This window comes from Luteitalea sp. (assembly GCF_022842525.1).
In the GTDB taxonomy this organism is placed as follows: domain Bacteria; phylum Acidobacteriota; class Vicinamibacteria; order Vicinamibacterales; family Vicinamibacteraceae; genus Luteitalea.
In genome coordinates this window covers 1-17022 of record NZ_JALHPM010000028.1, presented here as the reverse complement: position 1 = coordinate 17022, position 17022 = coordinate 1, and the positions used below count along the sequence as shown (strand labels likewise).

Sequence of the window (17022 nt, the reverse complement as noted above, 5' to 3'; positions counted from 1 at the left end):
AGAGTCGGGAGTCGGCAACCGGCAACCGGCAACCGGCGACCGGGAATCGGGCGCCGGGCACCGGGCATCGGGCACCGGGAACGTCCCCCGCCCGCGAGGCCGGCAGCGTATGCTCGAGGTGATGGCATTCCGACCTGGCGGGCGCGCCGGCCTGCTCCGTGTGGTGGCGGTCGCGTTGTTGTCGCTGACCACGGTGGCCCGGGCGGAGGTGCCGCCGGGCGGCATCCCGCTGGTCAGCGATCCGCTCCGCACGTTCCGCACCAGCACGTCGCGTGCGTCGTCCGGTGTCGTCGGGGTGCCTGGGCCCGGCTTCTCCGAGGCCATTCGCGTCAGCGTCGACCAACCGGGGCGCGCCTGGGACGTCGAACTGCGGGCCACCATCACGCGGCCTGTCGCGGCCGGGTCGCTCGGCCTGCTGCGCTTCTGGGCGCGCAACGTGGACGCCGCGCGGAGTTCGCAGGCCGCCTTCACCGTGTATGCGCAGAAGGCCTCCCCCAACTGGGACAAGGCCATGCAGGTCGACCTGGCTGTCGGATCGACCTGGCAGGAGTTCGTGCTGCCGTGGCGCTGGACGACCGGATACGGCGCCTCCGGCGCGATGATCGCGTTCGGCCTCGGGCGGCTGCCGCAGACCGTGGAGATCGGCGGCCTCGAGATCCTCGAATACACGGGGCTGGCCCTCGAGGACCTGCCACGCACGGCGTTCACCTACATCGGCCGCGAGCCGGACGCACCGTGGCGCGCCGCCGCGAACGCCCGCATCGACCAGATGCGCAAGGCGCCACTCACGGTGCGTGTGGTCGATGACCGCGGCAACGCCGTCGGCGATGCGGATGTCGAGATCCGGATGACCCGGCACGCCTTCCCCTTCGGCTCCGCGCTCGTCGCGTCGCGGCTGACTGGCGCCGGCGAGTCGCACGACGTCTATCGCGCCCACGCCGAGCGCCTGTTCAATGCCGCCACGCTCGAGAACGATCTGAAGTGGCCCCCCTGGCAGGGCGACTGGGGCGCGGGGTTCAACAGGCCCCAGACGCTGGCGGCGTTGGCGTGGCTGAAAGCCCGGGGCTTCAGCGTCCGCGGACACGTGCTCGTGTGGCCTGGCTGGGACAACCTGCCCGAGAGCATCAAGCGCCATCGGAACACGCCGCAGGCCGCCGTGATGATTCCGACCCTCGTGCTGCAGCACATCGACGAGATCACGCGGGCCACCGCCCCGTACGTCGACGAGTGGGACGTGGTCAACGAACCCTACGACAATCACGACCTGATGGACCTCTCCGGCTGGGGGGCGATGATCGACTGGTTCGTGCGCGCGCAGGCCAACGTGCCCGCGGCGCCACGCTACCTGAACGACTACGGCATCCTCAGCAGCCACGGCGCGGACCTGGCACACCAGGCGTACGTTCACGAGATTCTCGGCTGGCTGGTCGCCGAGGGCGCCCCGATCTCGGGCTTCGGCATGCAGAGCCATATGGGCGCCAGCCCGACGTCGATTCCGCGCGTCCTCGAGGTGCTCGACAGCTTTGCCGCGCATGGCCTCACCATTCGCATCACCGAGTTCGACCTGAACTCGGACGATGAGCGGCTGCAGGCCGACTACACCCGCGACTTCCTCACGGCCGTGTTCAGCCACCCGGCCGTCGCCGGCTTCCAGATGTGGGGTTTCTGGGAAGGTGCGCACTGGCTGCCGCGCGGCGCCATGTACCGGCGGGACTGGAGCGAGAAACCCAATGGCACGGCGTACCGCGACCTCGTGTTCGACCAGTGGCAGACGCGCGGATCCGGCCTCACCGATCGCCATGGCCGCTTCACCGCCCGCGGCTTCTACGGCGACTACCGCCTCGTCGTGCGGCGCGGCAGTCGAGCGGTCGAGGCCACGTTCAGGCTCGAGCGTGGCGCCTCAGGTGAAGTGACGGTGACGTTGCCTGGGGGCTGAGGCAGGGGATGGAAAGGCCGGTCGACCTGAAGGTCGACCGCTACAGACGGTCCGGAGGGCTCGCCGGGCCATCAGTGGGCCCCTTCAGCAGCACTCGGGGCCCATCACTGCGACTGGCAGCCACACCTCGTCCCGGGCAATCATCTCGGCTGCCTGAGTGGCGTCGACCGGCCGCGCGAAGAGATAGCCCTGGCCCATGTTGCAGCCGAGCGCCCGCAGATGCTGACACTGTGCCTCGGTTTCGATACCTTCCGCCGTGACCGACAGTTCGAGGCTCTCGGCCAGCTTCACGACCGTCTTCAGCAGCGCCGGATGCCGTTGGCCGGCCTGGACCAGCGCGCAGTCCAGCTTGAAGCCGCTGATGGGCAACTGATACAGACACGACAGCGACGAGTAGCCCGTGCCGAAGTCGTCCAGGACGATGCGAAAGCCGGCGTCCCGGAGTTGCTCGAGGACGCGATGCGTGCGTTCCTCGTCCTGCAGCGCGGTGCGCTCCGTGATTTCGATGACGATCTGCGTCGGCGAGAGATGGGTCCGTTCGAGACTCCTGACCAGTTGCATCGCCAGTTCCTCATCGACGAACTGCCGGCTCGCGAAGTTGACGTTGATCGTCAGCGGCTCCGCCCTGGTGTCTGTCTGCTGCCACTCGCGCAGATGCCGGCACACGCGGTCGAAGAACTGCTGCCCGATCGGCACCACGAGGCCGTTGTCCTCGATGACGGGAACGAATTCGGCGGGCGACACGATGCCGCGTCGGGGATGGCACCAGCGGAGGAGCGCTTCGAATCCGCACAATCGGCCGGTGCCGAGATCGACGATAGGCTGGAAGTACGGCAGGAACTCACCCCGCGCGAGCGCCAGGCGCAGCTCCGTGTCCTGCTCCAGACGGTGCAGGACTTGCGCCCGCATCGTCGGGTCGAACATCTCCGATTGCCCTTTGCCCCCGGACTTGGCCCTCACCATGGCGGTGTGGGCGTCGCGCAGGAGGTCCTGCGGCCGGGTCTGGTCGGCCTGACTCAAGGCGATACCGATGCTGGCGCTCGTGAAGATGTCACGCCCCGACACCACGAACGGGCTGACGAGGCTGCGCTGGATGCGCTCGGCGACACGGCTCGCGTCGATCGCGCTCCGTACGTCGTCGAGCAGGATGATGAACTCGTCGCCGCCCAGCCGCGCCAGCGTGTGCTCGATCGATGCCGGCGGACTGGTCCACTCCGTCTCGGCATGCGCGATCGAGTCGGTCGATCGCAACGCCGCCGCCAGGCGGCCCGCCACGGCGCGCAGCAGGTCGTCGCCGCAGCGCTCCCCGAGACTGTCGTTGATCGTCTTGAACTCGTCGAGGTCGAGGAAGAGCACCGCACAGCCGTGGCCGTCCTCCAGCCGACTGTGGAGCGCGCGATCGAGGCGGTCGTTGAGCAACAGGCCATTGGGCAGACTCGTCAGCGGGTCGACGACCTTGCCGTCGGTGAGGTCGGCCTGCGATCCGGCCATCCGGACGGCGACGCCGTTGGCATCGCGAACGGCGATTCCGCGGGTGAGCACCCACCGAAAGGCGCCTGACTGGTGCCGGATACGATGTTCGGTCTCGAGATGCGACGTCCGGCCGGCCAGATGCGCGCCGAGTTCGTCCTGCACGCGTGACTGGTCGTCCGGGTGCACGCGATCGAACCACTCCCGTGGCTGAGAGCCGACCTCGTGCTCCTCACATCCGACGATCGTCTTCCACCGCGGGGAGAAGTACATCTCGCCCGACGTGAGATTCCAGTCCCACAACCCGTCGTTCGCCCCGCGGGCCGCCAGGGCGTAGCGCTCCTCGCTTTCCCGCAGGCGCTCCTCGGCCCGCTTGCGGGCCAGTTGGGTGCGAATACGCGCGAGCGCGACCGGGAAGTCGATTGGCTTGGTGATGTAGTCGTCGGCGCCGAGTTCCAGCGCGGCGACGATGTCTTCGCTCTGGTCCTTGGCCGTCACCATCAGCACGGGCAGGACCGATGACAACCGTGTCCGCCGGATCGCCTGCAGGACGTCGAGCCCGCTCATCCCGGGCATCTGGACGTCGAGCAACACCAGTTCGGTGGGGCGGGTGTCCACGAACGCCAGCGCCTCGCGCCCGCTCGCCGCCGTCTCGACCGCGAACCCGCTGCGCACGAGCCGCCGGGACAGCATGTCCCGGTTGATCGGATCGTCGTCGACCACGAGCAGGGGAACGGGAGTGTCAGTCATGGGTGGTGCAGGGAACGACAAAGGCAACGATCTTCTCCAGGAGACGCTCGAGGTCGACAGGTTTGGTCTCGAACTCGTCACAGCCGGCCGCCATCGATCGCTCGCGGTCGGAGGTCATGGCATGAGCCGTCAGCGCGATGACGGGGATCTCCGCCGTCGCCGGATGGCCCTTGATGCGCCGCGTCGCCTCCCATCCATCGATCTCCGGAAGGCTCATGTCCATCAGGATGAGATCCGGGTGGTGCTGTTGGGCGCCAGCCACGGCCTGCAGACCGTCGGTGGCCACGACGACGCGGAATCCGCGGCGTGTCAGCCGGCGCGACAGCATGTCGGCGTTGATCTCGTTGTCTTCGACGAGGAGGATGGTTGGCATGGCTAGAGGGACTCCTCGAGGACGGCTGACTCGGCTGGCCAGGGGATCGGCTCCGCCGTCTCGAGGCCGACCGGCAGCCAGGCGGTGAAGACCGACCCTTTGCCGATCTGGCTCACGACGGTGATGTCCCCTCCGAGCAGGTTGCACAGGCGCCGACTGATCGACAGGCCGAGTCCGGTTCCGCCGTACCGCCGTGTGTTCGAGCTGTCGACCTGTCGGAAATCCTGAAAGAGCGACGGGATCTGATCAGGGGCGATGCCGATACCCGTGTCACGCACGACGAACGCGATCTCTGAACAGCCGGCGGAGCCGACGAGTCGAACGTCGAACTCGACCGAGCCGGCGTGCGTGAACTTGCACGCGTTGCCCACCAGGTTGATCAGCACCTGCTTGAGCTTGGTGGCGTCGGTGTAGACCAGGGGGAGCTCCGGCATGACCGTCGCCACCATCTGATTCTGGTTGGCCGCGCCCATCGGCCGGACCGCGGCCATGACGTCGCTGACCAGGGCGTCGACGTTCACCAGCTGCAGGTCGACGCTGAGCCGACCAGCTTCGATCTTCGTGATGTCGAGCACGTCGTTCACGATCTTCATCAAGTGGCGACCGGCGGTGACGATGCGGCCGAGGTCATCGACGAGCGTCTGGGATCCCATGGTCGTCGCGTCCTCACCCAGCATCTCGGCGTAGCCAACGATGGCGTTGAGGGGCGTCCGCAACTCATGGCTCATGTTGGCCAGGAAGACGCCCTTCGCGACACTCGTCGCCTCGGCTGCCTCCTTGGCCAGCCGGAGGTCGACGGCCCGTCGCTGCTCGGTGACGTCGCGCACCAGCACGATCGCGCCGGTCGGTCCCAGGGGCGCCAGGCGAATCTCGTCGATCACTTCCCGTCCGTCGTCCTCTTCGACGAGTTCGAGCGTCTCGGCCACCCCCCTGGTGATCGTTGCGCGCAACGCGTCGGTGAGGGCGGTCGCGAACCCGACGGGGACGAGTTCAGGCAGGCGTCGACCCAGCACCTGCCCGTCGGTCCAGCGTCGTCGATGTCCTCGTCCTCGCGATGCGACGACGAGCCCGGTGTCGTCGACGTGGAGCATCACATCGGGAAACGCCTGGAGGATCGCCCGCAGTTCGCTGCTCGCGTCGATGAGTTCCACCGAGCTCAGCTGCATCGACCGCTCGCTCATCTCGCGATCCTCGTCGAATCCGCGGTAGGCGTCGTCGATGGCCGCCAGGAACGATTGCCAGGGCTCGGCGGCGAGATCCACGGCATTGAGGTGCCGCTTGATCTGGCGCGCGAGGAGCGTGTGCATGGCCATGTCGGTCACAGCTCCGAGAACGTGGTGATCGTCATCGTCTGGTTGTGCAGCTCGCAGTGGGCGCTCTGGGTGAACGGCGAGATCTCGCCGTACGAATAGAAGCCCGCCAGAGTGGCTCCCGGGCCGAGCACCTCGCGCACAGCCTCGACCTCTTCCTCGATGCGCTGCTTGAGCACGAGCTTTCGGCCGACGCAGCTGATCAACAAGGCCAGGGCCGGCGTGGGCGCCCCGACCCGATGACTGGCCCGCGCCGCGCCCATCGCGCCGTCAATCAGCCGGTCGATGTTGGCTCGCATGAGCTGGGCGCGGGCGCCGACCGGCATGTCGCCGGCGAACGTCATCGACTGGCCGGCCTCATCGATGCCCAGGATGGTTCGGACCGTCGGCGGGCGGTCGTCGGCAACACGCACGCGCAGCGGGAAGTGCAACCCGGAGGCCGGGAGGTTGGCCGCGTAATCGCCGAGATAGCGCTTGTAGAGCCCCAGTGCGGACTGACCGTCCAGCTCGAACAGGACGTTGCCGACCGCCTTGGTGATGAGACGCTCCGGCCCGAACGGATCCCAGCCGCCGAGCGAGGCATATCCGACGCGAACGTGCGATCCGTAGAAGCCGACAGCGACGGCGACACGAGTCCGCGGCTGGCGGTCGTGCAGCACCAGGGTCTCCACGAACCTGGCCCCATCTCCGGCCAGCCCCCCGGTGGCGGTGACGCCGGTCGGAAGACGCGAGGTCAGCCCCTCGACCAACTGACTGCCATTGACGCTGATGCCGTCCGACAGCACGAGGACGTGGGCCAGGTCTTCGTGCGGGAGCGCCAGAGCCAGACGCCGACCGGCATCGCAGCTGTCGCCATCGCCATCGATGGGCGTGTCGGCGACGCGGATGGCCGTCGAGTCGAACTCGATCGCCGTAGCCACGAGTGAGTCGTCCAGGACCGCAGTGCCGAGGATCTCGCCGGCGGTCGAACACCCCACGACATGCGCCTCGGGGTAGGCGGCGGCCAGCTCCGCGAGCCGCCTGGGGTCACGCAGGCGGTCGGGGGCCCCGAAGACCAGCACCAGTTGCGCGCACAAGGCGACCGGTCCGGCGTCGGCCGGCCGCCAGCCATGTTCCAGGGTCCAGTGCCGTTGTTGCGTCTTCATCCGTGACCGCCCCCGATCGGCGCAGGACTCACGGCGAAGGCGGCATGAACGGCGGCGACGAGGCGCTCGGGCACCACCGGCTTGAGGAGATGTTCGACCGCGCCGATCGTCAGGCTCTGTCCTCGGTCATCGACGATCGAGAGGATGACGACAGGGATGTGGCACAGCGCTGCATCTTTCTTCATCGTGTCGAGCAGTGCCCACCCGGACATGCCGGGCATGAGCACGTCGGCGATCACCGCATCGGGCTGGAGCGTGTGTGCCAGGGCCAGTCCTTCGGATGCCGACGTCGCCTCCACCACGTGGAAGCCGTCTCGTTCGAGGGCCCGCGTCGCCAGGTCGCGACTCGTGGGATCGTCGTCGACGATGAGCACCGTGTGATGCCCCCGTGTCGAGCGCTCCGCGTCAGGCCCGCCCGCCGGCCTCGCGGACGCGGCAAGGGGCATCGACGCCTCGACGGGGCGGACGGCGGTTGGCGCCGAGCGGCCAGGCGATGGTGGCGCCTCGGCCGGTAGAGTCACGGTGAAGGTGGAGCCGACGCCGATCGCGGACTCGACGGTGATGACCCCGCCCATCAACTGGCACAAACGCTGACTGATGGCCAGGCCGAGTCCCGTGCCGCCGTAGCGGCGCGTGGTGGTCGCGTCGGCCTGCACGAAGTCGCGGAAGAGTCGGCTGACCTGTTCCGGGCTCATGCCGATGCCCGAGTCGCTGATGGCGAAGGTGATCACGTCACCGTTGTCGCAGGGCACCCGCTGGCAGGCCACGTGCACGTCGCCGCCGCTCGTGAACTTGCAGGCATTGCTGATCAGGTTCATCAGGATCTGGCGGAGCTTGGTCAGGTCGCAGCACATCGATCCGAGGGCGTCGAGACCGGACGTGCCGAGTCGATTGTCCCGGGTGGAGGCCAGCGTGTGACTGGTGGCGACGACGTCCCGCACGACCGCGGCGGCATCGAACGACTCGATGTGCAGTTCCATCCGCCCGGCTTCGATTTTCGAGAGATCGAGGACGCCGGTGATGAGCGCCAGCAGATGGCGGCCGGCCGTCGTGATCTTGGTCAGGTCCTCGACCGACGCGGTGCCGATCTGATCCTCCGCGTCCTCTCGCAACATCTCGCTGTACCCGATGATCGCGTTCAGCGGTGTGCGCAGTTCATGGCTCATGTTGGCCAGGAAGGCGCTCTTGGCGACGCTCGCCTCTTCGGCTGCCGCCTTGGCCAGGATCAACTGGTTCTCGGTTCGCTGGTGCTCGAGCACTTCGAGCTCGAGGGTCTTCGTGCGATCCTGCACCCGCGCCTCGAGCCCAGACCGCGCCTCGCTCAACGCCTCGTCGCGTCGCTGGATCTGCGCCAGCATGTCGTTGAACTGGTCGACGAGCTGGCCCAGTTCATCCTCGGATTCCTTGACCGCCCGGATCGTGTAGTCCCGGTCGACCGACACCTGGCCCGCGACAGCCGCAAGCCGCACGATCGGGCCGGAGATGACTCGCTGGAGCACGACCGAGAGGAAATAGGCCACCATGCAGGACGTCGCCAACACCGCAACGAGGATCCAGATGTAGCGACGGACCTGCTCGTGGGCACGTGCGAGGCTGCCCTGCACACGGATCGACCCGATCCGCTTGTCGTCGAGCCTGATCTCCCGGCTCACGATCATGGTGTTCCCGAGGTTGTCGACGCCGACCGGAGGAAGATGCAACGGGATGCGGCTTGGCCGCGCTTCGTAGGTGGCGAACGGCGTCCCGTCGACCAGGTCGATGCGCGCGGCTTCGACCTCCACATCGCTGCGGAACGCCCGGAGCGACTCACGGCCTGCGGCGGCGTCCCGAAACTGCACGGCCCCCGTCGTGCTCGTTCCCATGAGATCCGCGCGGCTGGCCAACTGGAGTGCCAGCATCGAGCGCGCGTTGATCAGTTCATAGGCGATGATCCCCGCCCCGGCGAGCAGCAGCGCGGCGACGCAGGTCGCCATCGTGACCGCCGTGAGCTTGGCCTGGACGGAGGTGGGCAGAAAGCTGCGCATGCTACCGCTTCTTTCCCTGAGAGGCGCTGCCCCGAGCGCCCAGTGCAGGACTCGGCCCCTCCCGTGGGGGTGCGAATCCGCAGGGGTGGCCTGTGGCGATGTGGTCGTCCACGGTGACCACCTTCGCCCCGACCGGGCTATGGACCGGGCACGTCTGCGCGTGGATCGTGACGGAGCATCCGAGCGCGAGTGCGAGGCCGATCAGCGTGCACGTCGCGGGGCCTCGAAGTCGTTGCCCGGCAGCCGTCGTGTCTCGCGTCATCGTCGTGATCCTCAGCCCTAGCTCGTCCATTCCCTTGGAGAAGGCAATCGGCCTTCCCGGAGAGGGCTTGAGCGCCTCTCCGACCCACCGGGTCGCGGGGCCCGATGGGGCGCCTATCGGCGTCAGGCCGGCAGGTCTGCCTCCGCGTAGGGCGCCGGACTCGGCGACGTCCCGCCTGACAGCAGGAGTCGGCTCATCGGGTCCGGGGCGACCGGCTCGAGAAACACGTAGCCCTGCCCGAACCCGCACGCAATCCGTTGCAGGCGTTCGAGCTGCTCCGGCGTCTCGACACCTTCGGCGACCACTTCGAGATTCAGGTGCCGGGCCAGGCCCACCACCGTGCCGAGGATGCCGAGCGCCGTCGGCGACGACTCCTGTTCGCTGGCCAGCAGCGATCGATCGATCTTGAGACGGTCGACAGGGAGGCGCTGCAGGTAGGTGAACGACGAGTAGCCCGTACCGAAGTCGTCGATGCTCAGACGGAACCCGACGGCCTTGAGACGGAGGACGACGGCCTGCACCTGATCCAGGTTGGCGATCATGGCGCTCTCGGTCATCTCGATCTCCAGCATGCGGGTCGGCACGCCGTGGCGCGCCGCGATGGCGGCCAATCGGTCGGGCAGGTCCGCCTGCGCGAGTTGGCGCGCCGAGACGTTGACGGCAACGGCGAGCCTGGGCAGCGACGGCAGCACCAGGCTCCAGGCCGCCACCTGGCGGCAGACCTCGTCGAAGACCCAGTAGCCCAGCGGCACGATGAGGCCCGTGTCCTCGGCGATGGGCACGAATTCACGCGCGCCGATCAATCCGCGGGCCGGGTGTCGCCAGCGGACGAGCGCCTCGATGCTCGTGACCGTGTGCTCCGACAGCGACACGATGGGCTGGTAGTGCACGACGAATTCGCGGCGATCCATGGCCTGCCGAAGCTCGGTCTCGAACTGGACACGTTCGACGACCTGCTGTCGCATGGCGTGATCGAAGACCGCATATCGCGCCTGGCCGGCCGCTTTGGCCTGATAGAGGGCCGTATCCGCGTCGCGCAACATGTCGGCCGCGGGGCCCGAGCTGGTCGTGCTGAGCGCGATGCCGATGCTGGTCGACGTGAACACCTGCTGACCCTCGAGTTCGATTGGATCGGCCAGCAACGTCGCAATGCGCTCGGCCACGCTGACGGCGTCGGCCACGCCACGCACGCCGCTCAGCAGCACCGCGAACTCATCGCCTCCCATGCGTGCGAACGTGTAGTCGCCGACTGGACTCGCTGATCGCTCGGCGCCGGCGATTCGCGCGACCGAATCGACGGTTCTCAGGCCCTGCTCCAGGCGTCGAGCCACGTGGATCAGCAACTGATCCCCGGCCTGATGGCCGAGCGTGTCGTTGATGTTCTTGAAGTGGTCCAGATCGAGGAAGAGCAGCGCGAAATCCATCCCTCCGAGTCGTCGCCGGTAGTCGATGAGCCGGCCAAGGCGGTCCATGAAGAGCACGCGGTTCGGCAGACCGGTCAGCGCATCGGCCACCTTGCCCTCGGTGATGTCGGTCACCGAGCCCGCCATGCGAACCGGGCAGTCCGTGGCATCGCGTACGACGGCGCCGCGGACCAGGACCCAGCGGTATTGACCAGCGCGGTGCCGCACGCGATGTTCGCTCTCGAAGTTCGACGATCGTCCCGCCAGCTGGTCGTCGATCTCGGCGCGGACACGCTCGCGGTCGTCTGGATGCACGCGGTCGAGCCAGCGGTCGATCTGCCCGGTGGCCTCCTCGGGGGGGTAGCCGAGAATCTCGTTCCATCGGGCGGAGAAGAAGAACCGGTCGACGTCGATTCGCCAGTCCCAGAGGCCGTCGCGGCTGCCACGGACCGCGAGGGCGTACCGCTCTTCGCTGTCGGCCAGCGCGCGCTCGGCCTGCCTGCGGCTGACCTGGGTTCTGATGCGCGCAAGGGCCACCGGGAGATCGACTGGCTTGGTGATGTAGTCGTTGGCCCCGAGGTCGAGGGCCTCCACGACGTCGACGCTCTCGTGTCTCGCGGTCACCATGATGACGGGGAGTTGGGCCTGAGTGAAACGGGACCGGACCTCCCGGAGCATCTCGATGCCGCTCATGCCCGGCATCTGGACGTCGAGCAGCACGACGTCGAACGCTCGAGCGGCCAGCGCCGCCATCGCCTCGAGGGCCGATGCGGCGACGTCGACGCCGTAACCGTGCCGCTCCAGGCGCCGCGCCAACATGTCCCGGTTGGCTTCCTCGTCGTCAACGATCAGTAAGTGCGTCTTTGCGTTCATGGTATGTCGCTAGTAAGCGGATCCCCGCACCTTCCTGGCAAGGCGGAGGAGATTGGATGCCAGTCGCAGCCCCTGGCCGCGTGCGGCGTCGAGGTCAGCATCGAAGGCGATTCTGGTGTCCTGCACGTCGAGGTTGAGTACCGCGCCCGCTGTCAACGCCTCCGTGACCGTGAGCACGGGCCGGCCGCGGACCGAGGCCAGCGCGACGTGCGCACCGTTGGCGGCTTCCTCGGCAATCAGCAGCACGTGACAGGCCTCGAGATCCTTCGGATGCGTGTAGACACGCACGCGAATCGGTCGCCCACCGATGACCTGTCCTTCGAGCGTGGCCTTGACCTTGGCTCCGGCGTCGGTTCCAAGGACGGCCACGGTCAACGGGGCGATGCCCGAGGGCAGGCCTGCCGCCGGCCATTCGACGAACTTCATCACGCCATACAGGAACGCCGCCTTGACGGCGTACTCGCGCGCGTCCTGCGTGGCTGCCGCCGCCGGAATCGCGACGGTGGACGACGTCGACACCACGAGGGCGAGAGCGAGAGCCATTGTTCGCATCACACCGACCAGGAGACCGTCATCCGCTGTTACCGACTCCAGAGGATCCGCAGCCTGGCCGTCCGCCCGTTCTGCACGATGGCCTCCTGCAGGAGATCCGCACCCACCGGGTCCGCGTACCTGTGGCCGGCGAGATTCTCGACAGTGAGAGACCAGCGCGCGCGCAGCTTGGACAGCGGCCCCGACACCGTCGCGTTGGCGATGACGTGGCCGTCCACCACACCGCCCGACCGGAGGAGGCGCGAGCTCAGCGCTCGCGTCTCGATGCCAACGACAGCCCCGGCGCCGAGGGGGGCCGAGAAGAGCGCCTGCGTCACGTGGGCGGGGGAGTTCGTCAGCGTCTGCCCAGCCGGACTGGCGTCGCGGGCTCGGGTGAAGGCGTAGCTGAGCCGGCCCTGGACACCACGAGGCCACTTGCCTTCCACCTCGGCTTCGACGCCAGTCGCCCTGGCCGCATTGCTGTTCTGGTACCAGAAGAGCCCGTCGGCGGGGTCGACACGGAGGTCCAGCAGTTCCTTGACGTCGTAGACGAACACCGATCCAGACAGACGGATCCGCTTGCCGAGGTACTGTTCGACCACAGCCTCGGTCGTTTGGACTTCTTCGGGCCGCAGGTCTACGCCGGCTTTGTAGAGGTCGGCCTCGTAGTGGAGCTCGTACGTGTTCGGCGCCCGGAAGGCCTGGCCGAAGAGGAACTTGAGGGTCGTCCGATCGTTGGCCTGGTAGATGGCGGCGAACCGGGGCTTCAGCGGGTTCGGGAAGGTGCTGTACTGGTCGTACCTCAGGCCCAGGTTCAACAACAGCGTGCGATGCAGTCGGAACTCGTCCTGGGCATACAGCGCCGTCGTCGACGAGCGTGTGTTCAACTCGAATTCCGGGGCGGCCGCCTCGTAGTACGCCACCTGATTCTGGCGGAGGTTGGCGCGGTGCTCGACACCGCCGGTCACCCGGTGGCGACGACCAATGCGCCGCGAGAACTGCATTTCGCCCATCACATAGTCGCCGACGCCTTCGTCCAGGTACATGGCAGAGGGCGCCCTCGGATCGACGTCACCATCCTGAAACGGGTACTCACCGAGGTAGGCGTAGTAGTGATACCCGCCACGGAACAGGCCGGTCCAGCCGTTGCCCACGGGGCGCTCGTAGTTGGCGTCGACGAACAACTGCGTGTCGTGGACGCGCGCACGGGCATCGTTGAACGTCGCCCCATAGGCGCCGGTGGGCATCCCCCTCGTTCGCCTGTTGAAACCGGACTGCACGGCGAGGCTGCCGTAGGTGAGGTTCGCGAAGACGTTCCTGCGCGCCGTGAAGTCGTTTCCGGATGCCACGCCGAAGTTCGTCGCCGCGTCGTCATACTCCGGGAAGTAGAGGTCCTGAACGCCGTCCAACTGCTGGAACGTCGCCGAGAGGCCGAGGGCGAGGCCGTTCTGCAGTCGACGGCCGGCACTCACCCGACCCGTTCGCATGCCGATCGTGCCCACATCCAGCGAGGCAGCGATCGATTCTCGCTCCGAGGCGGCCTTGGTCATCACGTTGATGACGGCAAAGAATGCGTTGCTCCCGTACAGCGACGACGCCGGCCCGCGGATGATCTCTATGCGGTCGACGTCGAGGAGATCGATCGGGAAGTCCTCCTGAACGGACGCCTGGTCGTACAGGTTGTCGTTCACACGGTGGCCGTTCAGTGTGAGGAGGATGCGGGTGGTGTAGTCGCCCGGTCGAAGGAATCCGCGGGCGCCGGCATAGGCCCAGCTCCGGTCATCGGTGACGTAGAAGCCCCGGACGCTGCGCAACACGTCGGCAAGCGTCCTCCATCCATAGCGGGCGATGTCGTCAGCCGTCACGATGGAGACCGCGGCAGGCGCCTCGGAGACTTTCTGGAGAAACTTCGACGCACCGAAGACCGATTGCGCCTCGAGGCCCATGATGTCTTCGAGCGACATCTCGAGCACTGGCGTGGCAGGCGCGGCGGGGCCGACCCCGGACGGAGCGGGTCCCGGCGCCGTGGGTTGAGCCAGCGCCGCCACGGGACAGACGACGGCGAGGCACCCCGCAGCCAGGACAACGCGGGCCTGTTGCTGGATTGCCGCACTGGAGCACACGAATAGAGACGTGGTGCGCATAGGGTCCCCCGGGACGCCGGGCAGCCACACGGCGACCCGCTCCCCGGGTCTCACAATCGGCGCAGTCGTGGTCGGGCTTGAAAGCTCGAGCGCAGGCCATCACGTCGAGGAACGTCGCAGCGCCGCGCAGGCGGGATGATGCGCAGCGCGCTCGCACCGCGATGAACGCCGTCAGGATCAGGCGAGCGGGGCCGAGCCGACCCCGGCGTCGCGCGGGACACCCTACAGCTTCTGGCGCTGCTCCGGCGTGAGCCAGGCATCCAGCACGACGCCTGTGGCGAGGGCGGCCTTCAGCTTCGCGCGGCCGGCATCGGTCTTGAGCAGCGCGTTGATGGCGAGGCCGCGGTTGCGTTCGGTGTATTGCCCCATGTGGCCGAGCAGCGCATCCGCGGCGCGGTCATCCTGCACATCCGACAGGCCACCGATGGCGCCCATCTGCAACTCGGGGTCGACGTCCTTCGAGAGATAGCGGGTCAGTCGCGCGCCGGCGCGATCCCACGGCAGCACCGCCAGCATCCGCAGCGCGTCGTAGCGGGTGCCGTTGCGGATCGCCGGGTCGTCGGCCATCCGCTCGGCGAGTTCGAGCGAGCGGGCCCAGCGCGCGGCCCGCGTCGCGTCTTCGAGCAGCCAGGGGGCCATCACGTCGCGCGGCCACGCGCCGGCCTGCGACACCCCCATCACCACGCCGCCGCCGAGCACCACGGACTGCCAGTCGCGCAGGCGCTGGCCGTCGGCGGGCATCGAGAAGTCGGTCAGCGCCTTCAGCGCCGCCTCGTCCTTCGCGCGCCCGGCGGCGACCGCCACCCGCCAGATCCACGGGATGCGTCGGTACTCCTCGGCCTCGTCGTGCTCGGGGAGCCCGGCGACCAGGGCCCGCACGACCTCGGTGGCGCGCGGCGCCGCCTCGCGAGCCAGGACCTCCCGGGCCGGCTGTGCGTGCGCCTCCTCGAGCAGCGCCGCGGCGATGGCCTGCGGCGTCGCGGTCCTGGCGTCTGGCAGCGGCGCCTGCGCGAAGGCGAGTCCACTCACCGTGAGCATGAGCAAGGCAGGGACGGTGCGGTCGAGGTGACGGACGGCTCGGAGAGCCGTCCCTACCCACGACGCCGGCGTGGCACGGCCTGCATGCGCTGCATTCATCGGGATGCCGTCCTTGGCGACGAGGTGAGAAACGCCAGCAGGTGCGCCATGTCATCCGGCGTGATCTGCTCGGAGAACGACTCCGGCATGATCGACTGCGGCACGACCGTCATCGACGTGATCTCGCTGCGCCTGACCGTCGTGGTCACGCCGGGCCCCTGGCGGAACGTGATGCTCGTGGGCGACTGCTCGCCGATGACGCCGACGAGCGCGTCGCCGCCCCGGCGCTCCACTGCGTACGTCTCGTAGTGCTGCGCGATGGAGCGGTTCGGCTCGAGGATGTTTGCCAGCAGCACGGGCATCGGCTGATGCCGCACGGTGGAGAGGTCGGGGCCGATCTCGACGCCGGCCCTGCCGTCCACCTGGTGACACATCGCGCAGTTGGTCGTGAAGACGGTCGCGCCACGCCCCGCATCACCGCGGCCGCCGAGGGCCGCCGCATAGCGCGACATGCGCGCCGCCCGCTGCTCTGGCGCCACCTCGAGGACGGTGCGGGCACGCGCACGGATCTGCTCGTCGCGATGCATGATCAGGCTCCGCGTGTGGCCGAAGTTCAGCATCCACACCTTGACCGATCCCTGCTGCAGGGCATCGAGCATGGCCACCGACCCTTCGCGGCGCGACAGGACGACGGTCGCGGCGGCGGTACGGACGCTCGACGGCAGCGTCGGCCATCGCGCGAGCAGGAAGGTCGGCGTGCCGGCGCCGGGGATGCGGCCAAGGGCGGTGACGCCGGCGATCTGCACGGCCTCGGGCTCGCTCGGCACGATCACCGCCTCGAACACCGGCTGATGTTCCGACGCGTTGGCGAGCGCGAGCAGGGTGATGGCATCGACCCGCGCGTCGACGGACGCGCTCCCGTCGCGCGCCACCTGCGTCGTCTTCGCCAGCACCGCCGTCGTGGCCGGGCCGGGTTCGATACCGCTGACGCCCAGCAGCGTCACCGCGGCGCGGCGCAGGCGGGACTGGTCGCCGGTGGCGAGCGTCAGCAGCGTGGGCTGACTGCCGGCGAGCTTGCGGCGATCACCGGATCCACTGAGGCCGCGTGCCACGCCCTCCAGCAGCGAGGCACGCCACCAGTCGCCGGCGGGCGCGCCCGGATCGGTGACGGCGGTGATGGCCCGCGACAACTCCTCGCTCTTCTGCCGGGCCGCGAGGATGCCGCCCAGGCGGTCGAAGAACTTCGCGCGACCGGGCGTCTCGCTCGATGCGAATGGCGACCCGACGGCGATGGCGCGATCGAAGTAGGCGACGGCACGATCGGACGACGCGCTCAGGGCGGCGACCTGCATCCATTCGTCCTCCAGCCCCGCCAGCAGCAGGCGCTCCTGCGCGGCCTGGGCCGCTGGCGTGTCGAGCGCACCGAGGGTGGCCAGCAACTGGAAGCGCACCCGGTCGCTGGCGTCGCTCGTCATGCCGACCAGCGCGGTGGTCACGGCGGGCTGCGACACCCATCGCTCCGCCAGGACGATGGCATTCTCGCGGATGCCGGGGTCGGGGTCGGCCAGGGCCGGCAGGACGTGCGCCACCTCGAGGCGATCGAGGCCTTCGAGCGTCCACAGGGCATGCAGACGCGCCAGGGCCGACGGCCGTGCGGCGGCCAGCGCAGCGAGGGCCGGCGCGGCGTCGCGCCGTTTGCCGTGCACGAGCAGGCGCTGCGCCGT

11 protein-coding genes are annotated in these 17022 nt (G+C 68.5%); 1 reads left to right on the top strand and 10 read right to left on the bottom strand.

Annotation, left to right across the window (positions count from 1 at the left end; translation table 11 throughout):
* Positions 1–121 precede the first annotated feature (121 nt).
* Positions 122–1936 (top strand): endo-1,4-beta-xylanase, encoded by a 1815-nt coding sequence (locus tag Q0C41_RS08115; protein WP_291982659.1) that lies wholly within the window; start codon positions 122–124, stop codon positions 1934–1936.
* An 84-nt stretch (positions 1937–2020) separates the two neighbouring features.
* Here the strand turns inward: Q0C41_RS08115 and Q0C41_RS08110 are convergent, their stop codons facing one another.
* The 10 genes from Q0C41_RS08110 to Q0C41_RS08065 form a co-directional block, all read right to left on the bottom strand.
* Positions 2021–4156: an EAL domain-containing protein gene (locus Q0C41_RS08110; RefSeq protein WP_291982656.1), complete on the bottom strand. Its 2136-nt coding sequence runs from the start codon at positions 4154–4156 to the stop codon at positions 2021–2023.
* Complete coding sequence (locus Q0C41_RS08105; protein ID WP_291982654.1) at positions 4149–4529, bottom strand: response regulator; 381 nt, start codon at positions 4527–4529, stop codon at positions 4149–4151. The genes Q0C41_RS08110 and Q0C41_RS08105 overlap by 8 nt, the downstream gene beginning before the upstream one ends.
* Positions 4530–4531: 2 nt before the next feature.
* Positions 4532–5842: an ATP-binding protein gene (locus tag Q0C41_RS08100; protein ID WP_291982653.1), complete on the bottom strand. Its 1311-nt coding sequence runs from the start codon at positions 5840–5842 to the stop codon at positions 4532–4534.
* Positions 5843–5847: 5 nt separating this feature from the next.
* Positions 5848–6984 carry an FIST N-terminal domain-containing protein gene (locus Q0C41_RS08095; RefSeq protein WP_291982651.1) on the bottom strand — a complete coding sequence of 379 codons (1137 nt, stop codon included), beginning with the start codon at positions 6982–6984 and terminating at the stop codon, positions 5848–5850.
* The gene (locus Q0C41_RS08090; protein ID WP_291982649.1) at positions 6981–9008 is read right to left on the bottom strand and encodes an ATP-binding protein; all 2028 of its coding nucleotides are present in this window, start codon (positions 9006–9008) and stop codon (positions 6981–6983) included. Before Q0C41_RS08090 ends, Q0C41_RS08095 begins: the two co-directional genes overlap by 4 nt.
* 384 nt (positions 9009–9392) lie before the next feature.
* Positions 9393–11546 (bottom strand): EAL domain-containing protein, encoded by a 2154-nt coding sequence (locus Q0C41_RS08085; protein ID WP_291982647.1) that lies wholly within the window; start codon positions 11544–11546, stop codon positions 9393–9395.
* 9 nt (positions 11547–11555) lie between these two features.
* On the bottom strand, positions 11556–12089 hold the full coding sequence (locus tag Q0C41_RS08080) for a YfiR family protein (RefSeq protein ID WP_291982644.1): 534 nt from the start codon (positions 12087–12089) through the stop codon (positions 11556–11558).
* A 38-nt stretch (positions 12090–12127) separates the two neighbouring features.
* Complete coding sequence (locus tag Q0C41_RS08075; RefSeq protein WP_291982642.1) at positions 12128–14041, bottom strand: TonB-dependent siderophore receptor; 1914 nt, start codon at positions 14039–14041, stop codon at positions 12128–12130.
* Positions 14042–14443: 402 nt separating this feature from the next.
* Entirely contained in the window at positions 14444–15265 is an 822-nt protein-coding gene (locus Q0C41_RS08070) for a hypothetical protein (protein ID WP_291982640.1), read from the bottom strand.
* 89 nt (positions 15266–15354) lie between these two features.
* A partial coding sequence (locus tag Q0C41_RS08065; RefSeq protein ID WP_291982638.1) for a c-type cytochrome occupies positions 15355–17022 on the bottom strand: 1668 nt, incomplete at its 5' end.

Bases quoted from the DNA above. Each gene is read 5' to 3' on its own strand.
- Q0C41_RS08105 (WP_291982654.1), bottom strand. From the start codon at position 4,529: ATGCCAACCATCCTCCTCGTCGAAGACAACGAGATCAACGCCGACATG.
- Q0C41_RS08080 (WP_291982644.1), bottom strand. From the start codon at position 12,089: ATGGCTCTCGCTCTCGCCCTCGTGGTGTCGACGTCGTCCACCGTCGCG.
- Q0C41_RS08090 (WP_291982649.1), bottom strand. From the start codon at position 9,008: ATGCGCAGCTTTCTGCCCACCTCCGTCCAGGCCAAGCTCACGGCGGTC.
- Q0C41_RS08115 (WP_291982659.1), top strand. From the start codon at position 122: ATGGCATTCCGACCTGGCGGGCGCGCCGGCCTGCTCCGTGTGGTGGCG.
- Q0C41_RS08075 (WP_291982642.1), bottom strand. From the start codon at position 14,041: ATGTCGCTCGAAGACATCATGGGCCTCGAGGCGCAATCGGTCTTCGGT.
- Q0C41_RS08085 (WP_291982647.1), bottom strand. From the start codon at position 11,546: ATGAACGCAAAGACGCACTTACTGATCGTTGACGACGAGGAAGCCAAC.
- Q0C41_RS08110 (WP_291982656.1), bottom strand. From the start codon at position 4,156: ATGACTGACACTCCCGTTCCCCTGCTCGTGGTCGACGACGATCCGATC.
- Q0C41_RS08095 (WP_291982651.1), bottom strand. From the start codon at position 6,984: ATGAAGACGCAACAACGGCACTGGACCCTGGAACATGGCTGGCGGCCG.
- Q0C41_RS08100 (WP_291982653.1), bottom strand. From the start codon at position 5,842: ATGGCCATGCACACGCTCCTCGCGCGCCAGATCAAGCGGCACCTCAAT.